Origin of the sequence: Marinobacter sp. (genome assembly GCF_041595835.1) — a bacterium.
GTDB lineage: Bacteria > Pseudomonadota > Gammaproteobacteria > Pseudomonadales > Oleiphilaceae > Marinobacter.
Genome location: NZ_JBFHJO010000032.1, coordinates 17,102 through 32,018, shown reverse-complemented (window position 1 = coordinate 32,018; position 14,917 = coordinate 17,102). Strand labels below are relative to the sequence as shown.

12 protein-coding genes and 1 pseudogene are annotated in these 14,917 nt (G+C 54.3%); 7 read left to right on the top strand and 6 right to left on the bottom strand.

Translation table 11 applies throughout. The features are described from left to right. Positions 1-241: DUF2931 family protein (locus ABYA77_RS10890; RefSeq protein ID WP_372965995.1), on the top strand; the 241-nt coding region annotated here is incomplete at its 5' end. A gap of 70 nt (positions 242-311) precedes the next feature. Here the strand turns inward: ABYA77_RS10890 and metE are convergent. Next, positions 312-2,582, bottom strand: coding sequence for a 5-methyltetrahydropteroyltriglutamate--homocysteine S-methyltransferase (metE, locus tag ABYA77_RS10885; protein ID WP_372965994.1), 2,271 nt, complete (start codon positions 2,580-2,582; stop codon positions 312-314). Positions 2,583-2,696: 114 nt separating this feature from the next. Here metE and ABYA77_RS10880 point away from each other — a divergent pair, with 114 nt between their 5' ends. From ABYA77_RS10880 to ABYA77_RS10870, 3 genes are all read left to right on the top strand, one after another. Continuing rightward, positions 2,697-3,587 (top strand): LysR family transcriptional regulator, encoded by an 891-nt coding sequence (locus ABYA77_RS10880; RefSeq protein ID WP_372965993.1) that lies wholly within the window; start codon positions 2,697-2,699, stop codon positions 3,585-3,587. 46 nt (positions 3,588-3,633) lie between these two features. After that, positions 3,634-4,026 carry a glycine cleavage system protein GcvH gene (gene gcvH / locus ABYA77_RS10875; protein WP_372965992.1) on the top strand — a complete coding sequence of 131 codons (393 nt, stop codon included), beginning with the start codon at positions 3,634-3,636 and terminating at the stop codon, positions 4,024-4,026. 186 nt (positions 4,027-4,212) lie between these two features. Then, on the top strand, positions 4,213-5,409 hold the full coding sequence (locus tag ABYA77_RS10870) for a class I SAM-dependent rRNA methyltransferase (protein ID WP_372965991.1): 1,197 nt from the start codon (positions 4,213-4,215) through the stop codon (positions 5,407-5,409). A gap of 12 nt (positions 5,410-5,421) precedes the next feature. On the opposite strand, the gene ABYA77_RS10865 is transcribed toward ABYA77_RS10870, so the two are convergent. Beyond that, on the bottom strand, positions 5,422-6,078 hold the full coding sequence (locus ABYA77_RS10865) for an HAD family hydrolase (RefSeq protein ID WP_372965990.1): 657 nt from the start codon (positions 6,076-6,078) through the stop codon (positions 5,422-5,424). A 183-nt stretch (positions 6,079-6,261) separates the two neighbouring features. On the opposite strand from ABYA77_RS10865, the gene ABYA77_RS10860 reads away from it, so the two are divergent. The 3 genes from ABYA77_RS10860 (at position 6,262) to ABYA77_RS10850 (ending at position 10,436) form a co-directional block, all read left to right on the top strand. Beyond that, positions 6,262-6,792 (top strand): RNA pyrophosphohydrolase, encoded by a 531-nt coding sequence (locus ABYA77_RS10860; protein WP_372965989.1) that lies wholly within the window; start codon positions 6,262-6,264, stop codon positions 6,790-6,792. A 12-nt stretch (positions 6,793-6,804) separates the two neighbouring features. Continuing rightward, complete coding sequence (gene ptsP, locus ABYA77_RS10855; RefSeq protein ID WP_372965988.1) at positions 6,805-9,102, top strand: phosphoenolpyruvate--protein phosphotransferase; 2,298 nt, start codon at positions 6,805-6,807, stop codon at positions 9,100-9,102. A gap of 92 nt (positions 9,103-9,194) precedes the next feature. Next, positions 9,195-10,436: a patatin-like phospholipase family protein gene (locus tag ABYA77_RS10850; protein ID WP_372965987.1), complete on the top strand. Its 1,242-nt coding sequence runs from the start codon at positions 9,195-9,197 to the stop codon at positions 10,434-10,436. A 78-nt stretch (positions 10,437-10,514) separates the two neighbouring features. On the opposite strand, the pseudogene hslU reads toward ABYA77_RS10850, so the two are convergent. The 4 genes and pseudogenes from hslU to argS all read right to left on the bottom strand — a co-directional run bounded on the left by hslU (position 10,515) and on the right by argS (position 14,800). Further along, positions 10,515-11,843 (bottom strand): annotated as a pseudogene (hslU, locus tag ABYA77_RS10845) (ATP-dependent protease ATPase subunit HslU). Positions 11,844-11,854: 11 nt separating this feature from the next. After that, positions 11,855-12,385: an ATP-dependent protease subunit HslV gene (gene hslV / locus ABYA77_RS10840; RefSeq protein ID WP_372965986.1), complete on the bottom strand. Its 531-nt coding sequence runs from the start codon at positions 12,383-12,385 to the stop codon at positions 11,855-11,857. A gap of 62 nt (positions 12,386-12,447) precedes the next feature. Then, on the bottom strand, positions 12,448-13,107 hold the full coding sequence (locus ABYA77_RS10835) for an SPOR domain-containing protein (RefSeq protein WP_372965985.1): 660 nt from the start codon (positions 13,105-13,107) through the stop codon (positions 12,448-12,450). A 7-nt stretch (positions 13,108-13,114) separates the two neighbouring features. Beyond that, positions 13,115-14,800 (bottom strand): arginine--tRNA ligase, encoded by a 1,686-nt coding sequence (argS, locus tag ABYA77_RS10830; RefSeq protein ID WP_372965984.1) that lies wholly within the window; start codon positions 14,798-14,800, stop codon positions 13,115-13,117. Positions 14,801-14,917: the final 117 nt, after the last annotated feature.

The following is a 14,917-nucleotide window of genomic DNA, read 5'->3' as shown; positions in this document are numbered from 1 at the left end:
CTTTAACCAAAACGGAACGGTCAGCTCTGAACCCAGAAGCACCTTGGTTTTGGGGCTGGCTCCGGGAGGGGAAGTTGTGGTGTGGATGATGAACCAGACCACGAACGCAGTGGAAGTGATGCGTCTATCCGGTGTGGAAGTGGAAGGGAATGTAAATGCCTTCAAAGTGCGCACGGCAGAATATCTCGAAGAGCACGGCGCCTACCTCAAGGAGCACGGCATACCATTAGAAGGTTGGTAAATCATTACCTACACATCCTTAGAAGGTCTACACGGGTGCGCCACAAGGCGCACCCTCTTCGAAGCTCCATTTATGCCCGTAACGCCTGCGCCGCAGCCACCATGGTTTCCAGTGCGGGGGTGACTTCTTCCCACTTCCGCGTTTTCAGTCCGCAGTCCGGGTTAACCCACAGCCGTTCCGCGGGGATGCGTTCTGCGGCGAGCTTCATCAGGTTAATGATTTGCTCTTTTTTGGGAACGTTGGGCGAGTGGATGTCATACACCCCGGGCCCGATGTCGTTCGGGTATTCGAAGCTCTTGAACGCGTCCAGCAGCTCCATGTCAGACCGTGAGGTTTCGATGGTGATGACATCGGCGTCCATGCGAGCGATAGCCTCGATGATGTCGTTGAATTCGGAATAGCACATGTGCGTATGAATCTGTGTGCCGTCTTCAACGCCATTGGCCGCGATGCGGAAGCTGTTAATGGCCCATTCAAGATAGTCATTCCAGTCCGATTGCCGCAGTGGTAAGCCCTCTCGGAGGGCGGCTTCGTCAATCTGGATAATGTCTACTCCTGCTTTTTCCAGATCCTGAACTTCGTCGCGGATAGCAAGAGCCAATTGCAAGCAGGAGTCTTTACGAGGTTGGTCGTCTCGTACAAAAGACCAGTTCAGAATCGTCACCGGGCCGGTCAGCATGCCCTTTACAGGCTTTTCAGTCAGAGATTGAGCGTAGCGAATCCAGTCCACGGTCATAGCTTTCGGGCGGCGAATATCGCCGAACAGGATGGGCGGCTTAACGCAGCGCGAACCGTAAGACTGAACCCAGCCGAAGCGGGTAAAGGCGTAGCCTTCCAGTTGTTCACCGAAATATTCCACCATGTCGTTGCGCTCCGGCTCGCCATGAACCAGAACATCCAGTTCTAAGGTTTCCTGGCTGCGAATGCAGCGTTCAATCTCGGCCTTCATCTGGGTTTCGTAGGCTTCTGCCTCCAGCTCTCCTTTGCGGAACTGCAGGCGCGCCTGGCGGATCTCCGGAGTTTGCGGGAAAGAGCCAATGGTAGTGGTTGGGAAGGCCGGAAGCTGAAGTTTTTTCTGCTGCAGGGCAATCCGCTGTGAATAGGGGCTCCGGCGGTTGCCCAGGTCCGCAGAAAGGCCGGCAACCGCAGCACGCACCTCCGGGTTAGTTACGCGGGTAGAGTTACGCCGGCTATCGATGGCGCTCTGGTTTTCGGCCAGTTGTTCTTGGACAGCATCCCGGCCTTCATTCAAAGCCCGGGCGAGCACCTGAAGCTCCTCCAGTTTCTGAACGGCAAATGCCAGCCAATTTCGGATTTCCGGATCCAGGTCGGTTTCTTGTTCCAGATCGACGGGTACATGCAGCAGCGAGCAGGATGGCGCTAACCACAGGCGATTAGCCAGCTTTTCTTGCACAGGTTGCAGCCATTCCAGGGTTTTGTTCAGATCGGTTTTCCATATATTGCGGCCGCTCACCACACCTAGCGATAACACTTTGTGGTTGGGCAGCCAGTCGACAATGCGGTTGATTTCATCCGGCGCGCTGATGGCGTCCAGGTGAACACCTGCAACAGGCAGCTCGCACGTTAGCTGAAGGTTGTTGCGCAACTCGCCAAAATAAGTGGCCAGCAGCAGCTTCGGGCGGTTGGTTTTGAGTTGATGGTATGCCAGGTTGAAGGCGTAGCGCCAGTTGGCGTCGAGCTCTGTTACCAGAGCAGGTTCATCTATTTGTACCCACTCAACACCCGCATCGGCCAGAGTTTCCAGTAGCTGTGCATAGGCGGGCAACAGGCGTTCCAGAAGGTCGAGGCGGTTGCTTTCATCAGAAGTTTTGCCTAACCAGAGGTAAGTGACCGGCCCGATGATGACCGGTTTGGCCGCTACACCTTGCTCTTGTGCTTCTGCCAGTTGCTTTAGCAGCCGCTCCGGATTCAGTTCAAACTGAGTGTCGGCGGTAAATTCCGGAACAATGTAGTGATAGTTAGTATCGAACCATTTAGTCATTTCACCGGCAGCGGTGGCGCAGCATGGGCTGTCATTTGCCCCCCGGCCTCGGGCTGCACGGAAGTAGGCATCGAGTCCGGTACCCTCTTTATCTGCAACCCGGGTTGGCAGGTTGCCCAGAGTGACAGACATGTCGAGAACCTGATCGTAAAGCGAAAAGTCGCCAACTGGCACAAAGTCCAGATCAGATTGCTGTTGCCAGTGTCGGTGGCGCAGCTTTTCTGAGGTATCTGCAAGCTCCTGTTCTGTTTGTCGCCCGGCCCAGTATCGCTCTAAAGCGAATTTCAGTTCTCGCTGGTTGCCGATGCGCGGAAAGCCGAGATTGTGTGTGGTTGCCATAAATTTGTTCCTGAAGGTGTTGTTTTGAGTAGGGGATCAAGGTTAAGCCGGGATTGAGATGAATAAAAATGGTATTATTTCAATGTTCCATGAATGTTATTCACGGGTTATCTCATGATTGAGAGAAGTCATCTGGAAATCTTTCGGGCAGTTGAGCGTCACGGTTCATTGACGGCGGCAGCCGAACAACTGCATTTAACGCAATCGGCATTGAGCCACGCCATCCGTAAACTGGAGCAGCAACTGGGTACTCCCGTGTGGGAGCGAGAGGGGCGGCAGTTGCGCTTTACTCAGGCGGGGGAGCAATTACTCATTCTCGCCAATCGGCTTTTACCCCAGTTTGAACATGCGGAAATGCTGATTGCTCAGGTTGCCAAAGGGCTGCGAGGCAGTCTGCGGGTGGGAATGGAATGTCACCCCTGCTATCAGTGGTTGCTCAAGGTGGTTGGGCCATACCTGCAACAGTGGCCGGATGTCGATGTAGATGTAAAACAGGAGTTCCAGTTTGGTGGTATGGGTGCTTTATTTGGTCATGACATTGATTTGCTGGTAACACCTGACCCGTTGCATCGCCCTGGTGTCTGCTTTGAACCCGTGTTTGATTATGAACAGGTGCTGGTGGTGGGAAGCCACCACCCACTGGCAACGGAAGCCTGGGTTGAGCCAGAACAGCTGGAAAAAGAAACGTTGATTACATACCCGGTCGCACCGGAGCGGTTGGATATTTTTACGAGATTTTTCTTACCGGCCCATGCTGCGCCTGCGCGGCATAAAACGATTGAAACCACGGATATCATGCTGCAAATGGTGGCTGCGGGCCGTGGGGTTTCAGCCTTACCCCGTTGGCTGGTGGATGAGTATGCACAGAAAATGCCGGTCAAGGCGGTGAAGCTGGGCAAAACAGGGATGCCTAAGCAGATTTTTCTGGGTTTTCGGGAAAGGGATGCAGAGATAGATTATCTGACTTCCTTTATGAAGTTGGCCCGTAGCATTCGCTGGAACTAAGCTCTTCGGTTAAACTGCGCAAAAATTTAAAACAGGACACACAAACATGAGCGATATTCCTGCAGACCTTAAGTACCTGGACACCCACCAATGGGTGCGGGTAGAAGCTGATGGTACGGCCACCATTGGTATTACAGATTTTGCCCAAGAGCAGTTGGGTGATGTGGTTTATATCGGCGTGCCGGAAGTGGGCGTTACGGTGAATGGCGGTGAAGAGGCGGGTGTTGCTGAGTCAGTGAAGTCGGCTTCGGATGTATTCAGCCCGGTGACCGGTGAAGTGCTTGAGGTGAATGAGAAACTTGAGGATGAGCCGGAGATTGTGAACGAAGACCCTTATGGTGATGGTTGGATGTTCAAGGTTAAGCTGGCGGATGAAGGCGAGCTGGATGGCCTGATGGATCCTGATGCTTACGCTGAGCACGTGGCTTCGGAAGGCTAAGCATATCAATTGGTGCAAGCGTGTTTCCGGGGGCAGGCCTCCCGAAACACGCTCCTTCGGCACATCCATGTGACGCTTGAGCTCCGCCATCCGTGGCTCCGCACAGTTTCGTGAGGCCCGCCCCCGGAAACTCGCCCAAGCTACAGAGCATCTCCCATAACGAATGAACTCACAGGTAATTAATTAATGGATTTCCCGATTTTATACCTGCGCAAAGGCGCAGAACGCCGTCTCCGTGCTGGCCACTTGTGGGTTTACAGTAACGAGGTGGATATCAAACGCAGCCCGTTAACCGAGTTCGGCGCCGGGGCTCAGGCTCAGTTGCGGGCGTCAAACGATAAGCCACTGGGGACGGTGTTTGTGAATCCTCATGCGTTAATTTGTGGGCGTTTGATCAGTCGGGATCCGGCTCAGGGCATGACCCCTAAGCGGCTGACGGAGCGGATGGAAGCCGCACTTTCTTTGCGTGAGCGGTTGTTCCATAAGCCATTTTACCGTTGGGTGTTTGGCGATAGTGATGGCTTGTCTGGTCTGGTGGTGGATCGGTTTGATGATGTAGTAGTGGTGCAGATTTCCACGGCAGGCATGGAATTGATGAAAGACGCTATCGTTCGTGCGGTGCAGCGTTTGGCCCATTCGCGGGTGGTGGTTCTGAAGAACGACGGTAAGATGCGCAAGGTAGAAGGGCTGTCCAGTTACGTGGAGTTTGCTCATGGTCCGGAGACAGACATTCTGCGGGTGGAAGAGAATGGTGCGCAGTTTGAAGTGCCTTTGGCTGGTGGCCAGAAGACGGGGTGGTTTTACGATCACCGGATGAACCGTCAGCGGTTGCAGGCCTACGCGCCAGGTAAACGGGTGTTGGATGTGTTCAGTTATGTGGGTGGCTGGGGGATTCAGGCGGCTTGTGCCGGTGCGTCTCAGGTGACTTGCGTGGACGCTTCGTCGGCCGCAGTAGAGTCGGTGCACCATAACGCAAAGCTGAATGGTATGGATAACGTGGACACCATTGAAGGCGATGCTTTTGATGCGCTGAAGGCACTGGCGGAAGAGAAAGAGAAGTTCGATATTGTCGTACTGGACCCGCCCGCCCTGATTCCACGCCGGCGAGATCAGAAGGCGGGTGAGCAGGCGTATGCCCGCTTGAATCAGTTAGGTCTGAGGCTGCTCGAGCGTGACGGGCTGCTGGTTTCGGCGTCTTGTTCTATGCACCTTTCTCAAGAAAAGCTGATTGATATTATTCGTGGTAGTGGTCGGAAGATTGATCGCTTTGTGCAGTTGCTGGAGCAGGGCCATCAGGCCCCGGACCATCCGGTTGTGCCGGGTATTCCTGAAACGGATTACATCAAGTCTTGTTTCGTGCGTTCGCTGACCGGGTTTTTGTAAGGGGCGAAAGCCTCAGTCCCGGAGCGACATCACGGGCCAGCCACGGTCACGGGCCAGCTTTTCCAGTGTCGGGTCCGGATCTACAGCCACTGGATGCTGAACCAGCTTCAACAGCGGTGCATCGTTGTGGGAGTCACTGTAAAACCAGGCGCCGTCCAGGCTTTCACCGTGGGCTGCTAACCAGTCATTCAGGCGCACTACTTTGCCTTCCTGGAAGCTCGGTGTCCCTGCAACTTCACCGGTAAACCGGCCATTGACCAGTTCAGGTTCGGTCGCAATCAGATAATCCACGCCCAGAGCCTCGGCAATTGGCTCGGTAATGAATCGGTTGGTTGCAGTGATGATCATCAGGGTGTGGCCTTGATCCCGGTGTTCAGCCAACAGGTTCCTGGCTTTGTCCTGCATCATGGGCAGTACTTTTTTGGCCATAAACGCTTTGCGCCAGGCTTCCAGTTCAGCCATGCTATGGGTGGACAGCGGTTGCAGTGCAAAGCGCTGGTATTCAAAAACATCCAGCTCGCCATTCAGGTATTCCTGGTAAAAGCGGTCATTGGCCTGGCGATACGTTTGGGCATCCACCATCCCTTCCTCCACCAGAAACTCTCCCCAGGCGTGGTCACTGTCGCCGGCCAGCAAGGTGTTGTCCAAATCAAATATTGCGAGCGTCAAGCCGCATCCTCCCATTGTCACAGGCTTTTTTAACAAAGCCGACAGTCTATCACGGCTCTGTCGCGGTGTGCCGCATATAGCTCCGTTTGCCGAAGCATTGGGATTCTGTAAGAATGAGAGCAACTTGGACAAATTTCGCCGGGAGAAAATTATCCGGCAACCGACTACTACGAGGACTGTGCCGTGATCGACTCAGACGGTTTCAGACCCAACGTCGGAATCATTCTGGCCAACCACAGGGGGGAAGTCCTCTGGGCAAGGCGAATAGGGCAGGACTCCTGGCAGTTTCCACAAGGTGGTATTAATCCAGATGAATCACCTGAAGAGGCGCTGTACCGGGAGCTGGGAGAGGAGATCGGCCTTAGTGCCAGCGATGTGGAAATCATCACCTGTACCAGGGGTTGGCTGCGCTATAGGCTTCCCAGAAGGATGGTTCGTCACAACTCGCACCCCGTATGTGTGGGGCAAAAGCAGAAATGGTTCCTGTTGAGGATGTTGTCGCCAGACGCGCACGTGCGCGTGGATGGCACCGATTCACCGGAATTCGACGGTTGGCAGTGGGTGAGCTACTGGTACCCGTTGGGGCAGGTAATTTCATTTAAGAGAGAAGTGTACAGACGCGCGCTGAGAGAATTGGCCCCCAGATTGTTCCACAACATGGACCAGTGGCAGAACGGGGAGTTAAATCGGCGTTTGAAGGAACAACAGAAATGACGGACTAACCCCATGCTCAGCATCTTGCGAAGTATTGTACAAGAGGTAAACAGTGCCCGTGATCTGAACGAGGCGCTGGATATCATTGTATCGCGGGTGCAGAAAGCGATGGGAACCGAAGTCTGCTCCGTCTACCTGCTGGATCCTGCTTCAAACCGCTATATTCTGATGGCTACCGAAGGTCTCTATAAAGACTCGGTAGGCAATGTCAGTCTTGCTCATTCAGAAGGTCTTGTTGGTCTTGTGGGCTCCCGCGAGGAGCCCATTAATCTGGAAGACGCCCCCTCCCATCCTCGTTATCGCTATTTCCCGGAAACCGGAGAAGAGCGTTTCAGCTCGTTCCTTGGTGTACCCATTATTCACCATCGCTGTGTGCTGGGAGTTCTGGTTGTTCAGCAACGTGAAAGTTCCCGGTGTTTTGATGAGGGGGAAGAGGCCTTCCTGGTGACGATTTCTGCCCAACTGTCCGGTGTGATCGCCCATAGCGAAGCGACGGGGGCGATCAGCGGTCTTTCGTTGACCGGTGAAGAAGCCCATGACATTTGCTTCAGCGGCGTGCCGGGCGCGCCGGGAGTGGCCATAGGTACCGGTGTTGTGGTTTATCCATCGGCAGACCTCGATGTGGTTCCGGAGAAGCCCACCGATAACATTGAACAGGAACTGGCGCTGTTCGGGGCGGCCGTTCAGGCGGTGAGGGAAGACATCGAGCGTGTCGCCAATCGTCTTGCATCGCAGCTTCGTCCGGAAGAGCAGGCGCTGTTTGATGTGTACCTGCGCATGCTGGATGAAGGTGCGCTACCTGGGGAAGTCGTCAGCAAAATCCGGGAGGGCATCTGGGCTCAGGGCGCACTCAAACAGGTAATCCAACAGTATATTCGCCATTTTGAAAGAATGGACGATTTGTACCTGCAGGAGCGGGTGGTGGATATCCGGGATCTTGGGCGCCGCCTGTTGTCGCACATGCAGGAAGGCGAGCAAAAGCATCTGGAATATCCTGAGCACACGGTTCTGGTCAGTGATGAGCTGACGCCTGCCATGCTTGGCGAAGTGCCCAAGGGCCGGTTGGTAGGCTTGGTGTCGGTCAAAGGCTCCAGCAACTCTCACGTTGCTATTTTAGCTCGGGCCATGGGCGTGCCTACGGTTATGGGTCTGGTAGACATACCCGTAAACCAACTGGATGGCCGTGAGCTGGTGGTTGATGGCTTTGAGGGCCAGATCTTTGCGTCTCCCTCTGCCGACCTGCGGGCGTTTTATCAGGAGATTTGTGAAGAAGAAGATGAGCTATTCCGCGGGTTGGAAGAACTGCGCGACAAACCTTGTGAAACTCTGGATGGCCACCGGGTATCTTTGTTGGTGAACACCGGCCTGATGACCGATGTAGTGCGCTCTCTCTCTCACGGGGCTGAAGGCATCGGACTTTACCGGACCGAAGTCCCGTTCATGATTAAAGACCGTTTTCCGTCTGAGCAGGAGCAGAGGGAATATTATCGGGAGCAGCTGGAGGCGTTCGCGCCGAACCCGGTTACCATGCGTACCCTGGATATCGGTGGTGACAAAGCGCTGACCTACTTCCCGATTCAGGAAGAAAACCCTTTCCTTGGCTGGCGCGGTATCCGGGTTACACTGGACCACCCGGAAATATTTCTGGTTCAGGTACGGGCTATGCTTAAAGCCAGTGAGGGCCTGAACAACCTGCAGATCATGTTGCCCATGATCAGCAATATTTCTGAGGTAGAGGAATCTCTGCACCTGATCTACCGTGTTTATCACGAGGCGCGGGAAGAAGGTTACGATGTCCACATGCCAAAAGTGGGCGTGATGGTGGAAGTACCTGCGGCAGTCTACCAGATTCGGGAATTGGCTGACCGGGTGGACTTCGTGTCTGTGGGCTCCAATGACCTTACCCAATATTTGCTGGCGGTTGATCGCAACAACCCTCGTGTTGCTTCGCTGTATCATTCATACCATCCTGCGGTACTGCAGGCATTGGTGCGTATTGCTCAGGATACTCACTCGGTGGGCAAGCCTGTCGGCATTTGTGGTGAGTTGGCGGGTGACCCGGGTGGTGCGCTATTGCTCATGGCCATGGGGTACGATTCGCTATCGATGAACGCGGCCAGCCTGCCGAAAGTGAAATCCGTTATTCGCAGCATTGACCGGGAATGGGCCGTTCAGTTATTGCAGGATGTGTTGCTACTGGACTCCCCTCATGTGATTAAAAGCTGTGTCGACCTTGCACTTAGAAACGCAGGGTTTGGCCGCTATCTGCGCCCTGTAAAATCGCCCATGGCCGAACAGGTTGCCAGTTGAGCCTGATGCGAGCTTAATAGGGTGTTTACTCTAAAATGCATTGGTAGGTTAGGCGTGCAAATGTTCCGTGCAGAACCTACAAAGGATAGTCGATGACAACAGCGACCGAGCTCAAGCCAACGCCAAAAATAGGACTTGCCCTTGGGGGTGGAGGACCTTTGGGTGGTATATATGAGATTGGTGCTCTTCGGGCTCTGGATGAAGCCCTGGACGGTCTCGACTTTAATAACCTTGATGTTTATGTGGGGGTAAGCTCAGGCGCTTTCGTAGCCTCGCATTTGGCAAACCAGGTGACAACAGCCCAGTTGTGCCGGATTTTTGTGCGCAACGAAGCTGAAGTGCACCCTTTTCATCCGGACGTATTTTACCGCCCTGCCTTTCGGGAGATTGGTAGTCGATTGCTGGCAGTGCCAAAGTTGTTAGGCACGGCTATCAGCCGGTTTATTAACAATCCGTACGATCAAAGTTTTCTGGAAGCTCTGACCATCCTGGCTCAGGCCGCACCCTCCGGGCTGTTTGATAACGAAGGCTTGCATGAATACCTGCGCCGCGCTTTTACCATGCTCGGTCGAACCAACGATTTCCGCCAGCTCAAACATAGCCTTTATATTGTTGCGGCGGATGTTGAGAGCACAGAGGCCGTTTGTTTCGGTGCACCTGGCTTTGATCATGTGCCCATTTCCAAGGCCGTTCAGGCAAGCACCTCATCCCCCGCCTTGTATGTGCCCGTCGAGATTGACGGCCGCTTCTATGTAGACGGAACATTACGGAAAGGGCTTCATGCCTCCGTGGCTTTTGAAGACGGCGCAGACCTGGTCTTCGCCATTAACCCCCAGGTACCGATTGATGCCAGTGCAGCTGTGCGGGCCGGCTCCATGAAAGCGGGTGACCTGACCCATTCGGGGATGCCGAACATGCTGTCCCAGACCTTCCGCACGATGGTGTATTCGCGAATGCAGTCGGGTATTGCTCATTACGCACAGGATTATCCAGACAAAGATATTTTGCTGTTTGAGCCCACCCGGGACGATGCAAAACTCTTTTTCTCGAATGTATTCAGCTTCCAAAGTCGCAGAATGGTGTGTGAGCATGCCTACCAGATGACCCGCAGAGATCTCCTGAATCGAGCGGATGAGCTGGAACCAAAACTGGCGAAGTACGGCATCAAACTAAGAAGAGACCGCCTGGAAGACGAACAGCGAACTATCAGTACCAGCCTCTACGGTGAGATGTTGCCGTTATACGTGGCGAAGGGGCGCAAGAAGCAGGCTGAGAAGGGGCGGTTAGCAAGCGGGTTGAGTAATGTAACGCACCTGTTTTCCAGGGCTCAGTAATTAGATTGCTGCCCCATAAGAACAAAAAGGCCGGAAGATTTGGAAATCTTCCGGCCTTTTGCGTTGAGGCTCAAGCGATTACAGAATGTAGCGGCTTAGATCCTCGTCTTCTGCAAGCTCGCCCAGTTTTTCGTCGACATAGGCAGCGGTGACTTCAAAACCATCTGTCACCTGGTCGCCGGCGTCAAACGACAAGCTTTCCAGCAGTCACTCAAGTACTGTGTGCAAACGTCGGGCTCCGATGTTTTCAGTCGTCTCGTTTACCTTGCAGGCAATTTCTGCGATCCGCGCAATGGCATCTTCTGCGAAGGTGAGCTTCAGGCCTTCAGTACCCATCAGAGCTTCGTATTGCTGAACCAATGATGCGTCAGGCTCGGTCAGAATCCGCTTAAAGTCATCCGGCGTCAGCGCCTGAAGTTCAACCCGAATGGGCAGGCGGCCCTGAAGCTCCGGAATTAAGTCAGAGGGTTTGGCCAAGTGGAACGCGCCGGAAGCAATGAACAGAATGTGGTCAGTTCGAACCGCGCCGTACTTGGTGCTGACGGTGCTGCCTTCAATCAATGGCAGGAGATCTCGTTGAACACCTTCTCTGGAAACGTCAGAGGAGGTATTTTCCGAGCGCTTGGCAACCTTATCGATTTCATCCAGAAATACAATGCCATTTTGCTCAACTGCAATAATCGCTTTCTGTTTGATCTCTTCTTCATTCACCAGTTTTGCGGCTTCTTCTTCCTTAACCCGCTTCATGGCATCGGCCACTTTCATTTTGCGGGTTTTACGTTTATCTGAGGCCATGCTGGAGAACATGCTTTGCAGCTGATTGGTCATTTCTTCCATGCCAGGAGGGGCCATGATTTCAACGCCGGCGCTCATGGTGCGCAGATCAATATCGATCTCTTTATCGTCGAGTTCTCCTTCACGCAGTTTCTTGCGGAACATCTGACGGCTGGCAGAATCGTTGTTGCGAGCGCTGTCGTCATTGAAGTCGCGCGCAGGAGGCAGCAGGGCGTCCAGGATGCGGTCCTCAGCAGCATCCAGGGCCTGGGTTTCATGGCGTTTCATCTCCTTCTCTCGGAGCATTTTAACCGCCATATCCGCAAGATCACGGATTATGGATTCTACGTCACGGCCGACGTAGCCCACCTCGGTGAATTTGGTGGCTTCTACTTTCAGGAAAGGCGCATCCGCCAGTTTGGCCAGGCGGCGGGCAATCTCGGTTTTACCCACGCCGGTAGGGCCGATCATGAGAATGTTTTTCGGTGTAATTTCGTCACGCAGGCTGCTATCCAGCTGCATCCGGCGCCAGCGATTACGCAAAGCGATGGCTACGGCTCGTTTGGCTTCTTGCTGGCCCACGATGTGCTTATTGAGTTCGTGAACAATCTCACGGGGAGTCATTACAGACATGGTCGCTCCGGTCAGTCTTTGATGGGCAGCACTTCCAGAGTGCGGTTCTGGTTGGTATAGATGCAGATATCGCCAGCAATTTCCAGAGCCTTATCTGCAATCTCATGGGCGCTCAGATCGGTGTTTTGTAAGAGTGCCAATGCCGCCGCCTGGGCGAATGGTCCGCCAGAGCCGATAGCAATCAGGCCGTGCTCCGGTTCAATCACGTCGCCGTTACCGGTGATAATCAGAGAGGCGGTTTTATCTGCCACGGCCAGCAAAGCTTCCAGTTTCCGCAAGGCGCGGTCTGAACGCCAGTCTTTGGCCAGTTCTACGGCGGCCCGGGTCAGGTTGCCCTGATGCTTTTCAAGCTGGGCCTCGAAGCGTTCGAAGAGAGTAAAGGCATCGGCGGTGCCGCCGGCGAACCCTGCAATCACCTGGCCGTTGTACAGGCGGCGTACTTTGCGGGCATTTCCTTTCATGACGGTGTTGCCCAGTGAGACTTGGCCATCACCTCCCATGGCGACTTCATCGTCACGACGGACGGAAACTATCGTAGTCATTTTGGCTCCAGTTGCCTGATGAAAATCGGTGTCAAGACGTTATGGAGGCGGTTGTTTTGAATTCAACCTTTTTTGGGAATCTTTCGAACCAATGGCTGAATATTAATAGCGACCAGCTTGTCGACAGCCGCATTCATCTGGCTTCTTGAGGTAAATGGCCCCACGTTGACCCGGTACCATTCGCTACCGTTGTCCTGAACAATGTGCTGAACATGAGCGCGTAAACCCTGAAACGCAATCTGGGCGCGTTGGCGTTCGGCATCTTGTTTGTTTCGGAATGAGCCAGACTGAACCACGTAATCAAAGGCCTGTTTGGCTGGCCCGGGGGTGTACTCGTCGACTTTTGGCGGTACAACTTCGGATTCGGGCAGCATGTCGTAAAAGCGGAAGTCCCGCTCCCTTTTTGCCGTTGGCGCAGGCTGTGGCTCTGGAGAAACTTTCGGCTTAGCCTGCTGTGTCTGGGTCGCGCCCGGTTGACGAGATCCCTGCTCTGTTGGCAGCGTGTTCAGGTAAACGATAAAACCAATGAAACCGCCCACGGCAGCCAGAGACAAAATCCATTTCAAAGAAAGTCCACCATGCTGTGAATGTGAAGGTGAACTCCGCTTCGGTGCTGGTTTGGACTTTGTATTTGCCTTGTTGCCGGGCTTGGCTGCCTTCTTTCTGGGTGCAGCCGCCCCTTTGCCGGCAGGGCGGTTTTTCTTGGCGTAATCTCTGGCCATGGGTTACTTACATCTCCTCTGGCGCGCTGACGCCCAGCAGGCTAAGGCCATTCTCAATGACCTGACGGACCGCCAGATACAGGCTTACTCTGGCATCGCGAAGGGCGGTATCTTCAATCAGGACTTTGTGGGCGTTGTAGTAAGTATGGAACTGCCCGGCCAGCTCACGCAGGTAGTGGGTGAGGTGGTGTGGCTCCCGCTGTGCAGCAGAATTGGCTATCAGCTCAGGGTATTTTGCTAACTGGTTCGCTAGTTCCTTTTCTTCGTCCAGCGTCAGCAGGCTCAGGTCACCTACGCACTCATTCAACCCGCGTTCGACGCCTTCTGCTGCCAGTTTTCGCAGTACGCTGCAGATCCGGGCATGGGCGTATTGGATGTAATAAACCGGGTTTTCATTGGTCTGGGAGCGAGCCAGATCGATATCAAAGGTCAGCTGGGAGTCAACACGGCGAGCCGCCAGGAAAAAGCGGGTGGCATCACGGCCTACTTCGTCGATCAGATCCCGCAGGGTAACGTAGCTGCCAGCACGCTTTGAAATTTTCACTTCCTGGCCGGAGCGGGTCACCATGACCATCTGGTGCAGAACATAGTCAGGCCAGCCTTGGGGGACGCCAGCTTTCAGTGCCTGCAAGCCTGCGCGTACACGGGTCACCGTAGAGTGGTGGTCGGCGCCCTGTTCGTTGATTACGGTGGTAAAGCCGCGTTGCCATTTGTCCAGGTGGTAAGCGACGTCGGGCAGGAAGTAGGTGTAGCCACCGTCTTTCTTACGCATTACGCGGTCTTTGTCATCGCCGAACTCAGTGGTTTTCAGCCACATGGCGCCGTCTTGTTCGTAGGTGTAACCGTTGGCCTTCAAACGTTCAACCGTAGCCTCTACCTTGCCATCGTCGTATAGGGATGACTCCAGAAAATAAACATCGAACTGAACACCAAAAGCCTTCAGGTCCAGATCCTGCTCACGGCGGAGGTAAGCCACTGCGAAATCGCGGATAGCATCCCGGTCTTCCGGGTCTGCCTTAGCGGTAACAGCCCGGTCGTCTGCGGTTACGGTATCGCCGGCCAGGTAGGCATTGGCAACGTCTGTAATGTAATCGCCACGGTAGCCATCGGCTGGCCAGCTTTCGTGTTCCGGTGTCAGACCTTTAGCCCGGGCCTGAACCGACAGGGCCAGATTGTTAATCTGGGCACCTGCATCGTTGTAGTAGAACTCGCGAGTCACGTTATAGCCGTTGGCTTCAAGCAGGCGGCTCAGGCAGTCACCAATCGCGGCACCGCGGCCATGACCAACGTGTAGTGGGCCAGTGGGGTTAGCCGAGACAAACTCCACCTGAACCTTTTCGCCCCGGCCGTTGTTGTTGCGGCCAAACTGATCAGCTTCATCCAGAATGGTCTTCACCACACCAAAGGCACTGGCCGTACTCATGAAAAAGTTGATGAAGCCGGGCCCGGCTATGTCCACCTTTGCTACGGCATCATTTTCTGGCAATGCTGCCACCAGAGCCTCTGCCAGTTTTCGTGGCGGGCAGCCGGCTGCCTTGGAGGCAACCAGGGCAATATTGCAGGCGTAATCCCCGTGGGACTTGTCCTTAGTATTGCCAACCTGAGGAGTAAAGGTTTGGTCTGCCGGCAAGGTGCCTTCGGATTGAAGGGTGGCCAAAGCAGATTGGAGAAGCTCGGATACGGTCTCTTTCATGCGTCAGATGACTCGGTTTTCTGAAGAATGGGTGTCAGGGCAGGGTGCCCGTTGAAATCAGGAGGGGCGTATTATCGCGGAAAGTTTGAGCGTAAGCAAAAAGCCCGGCGCAGAGGC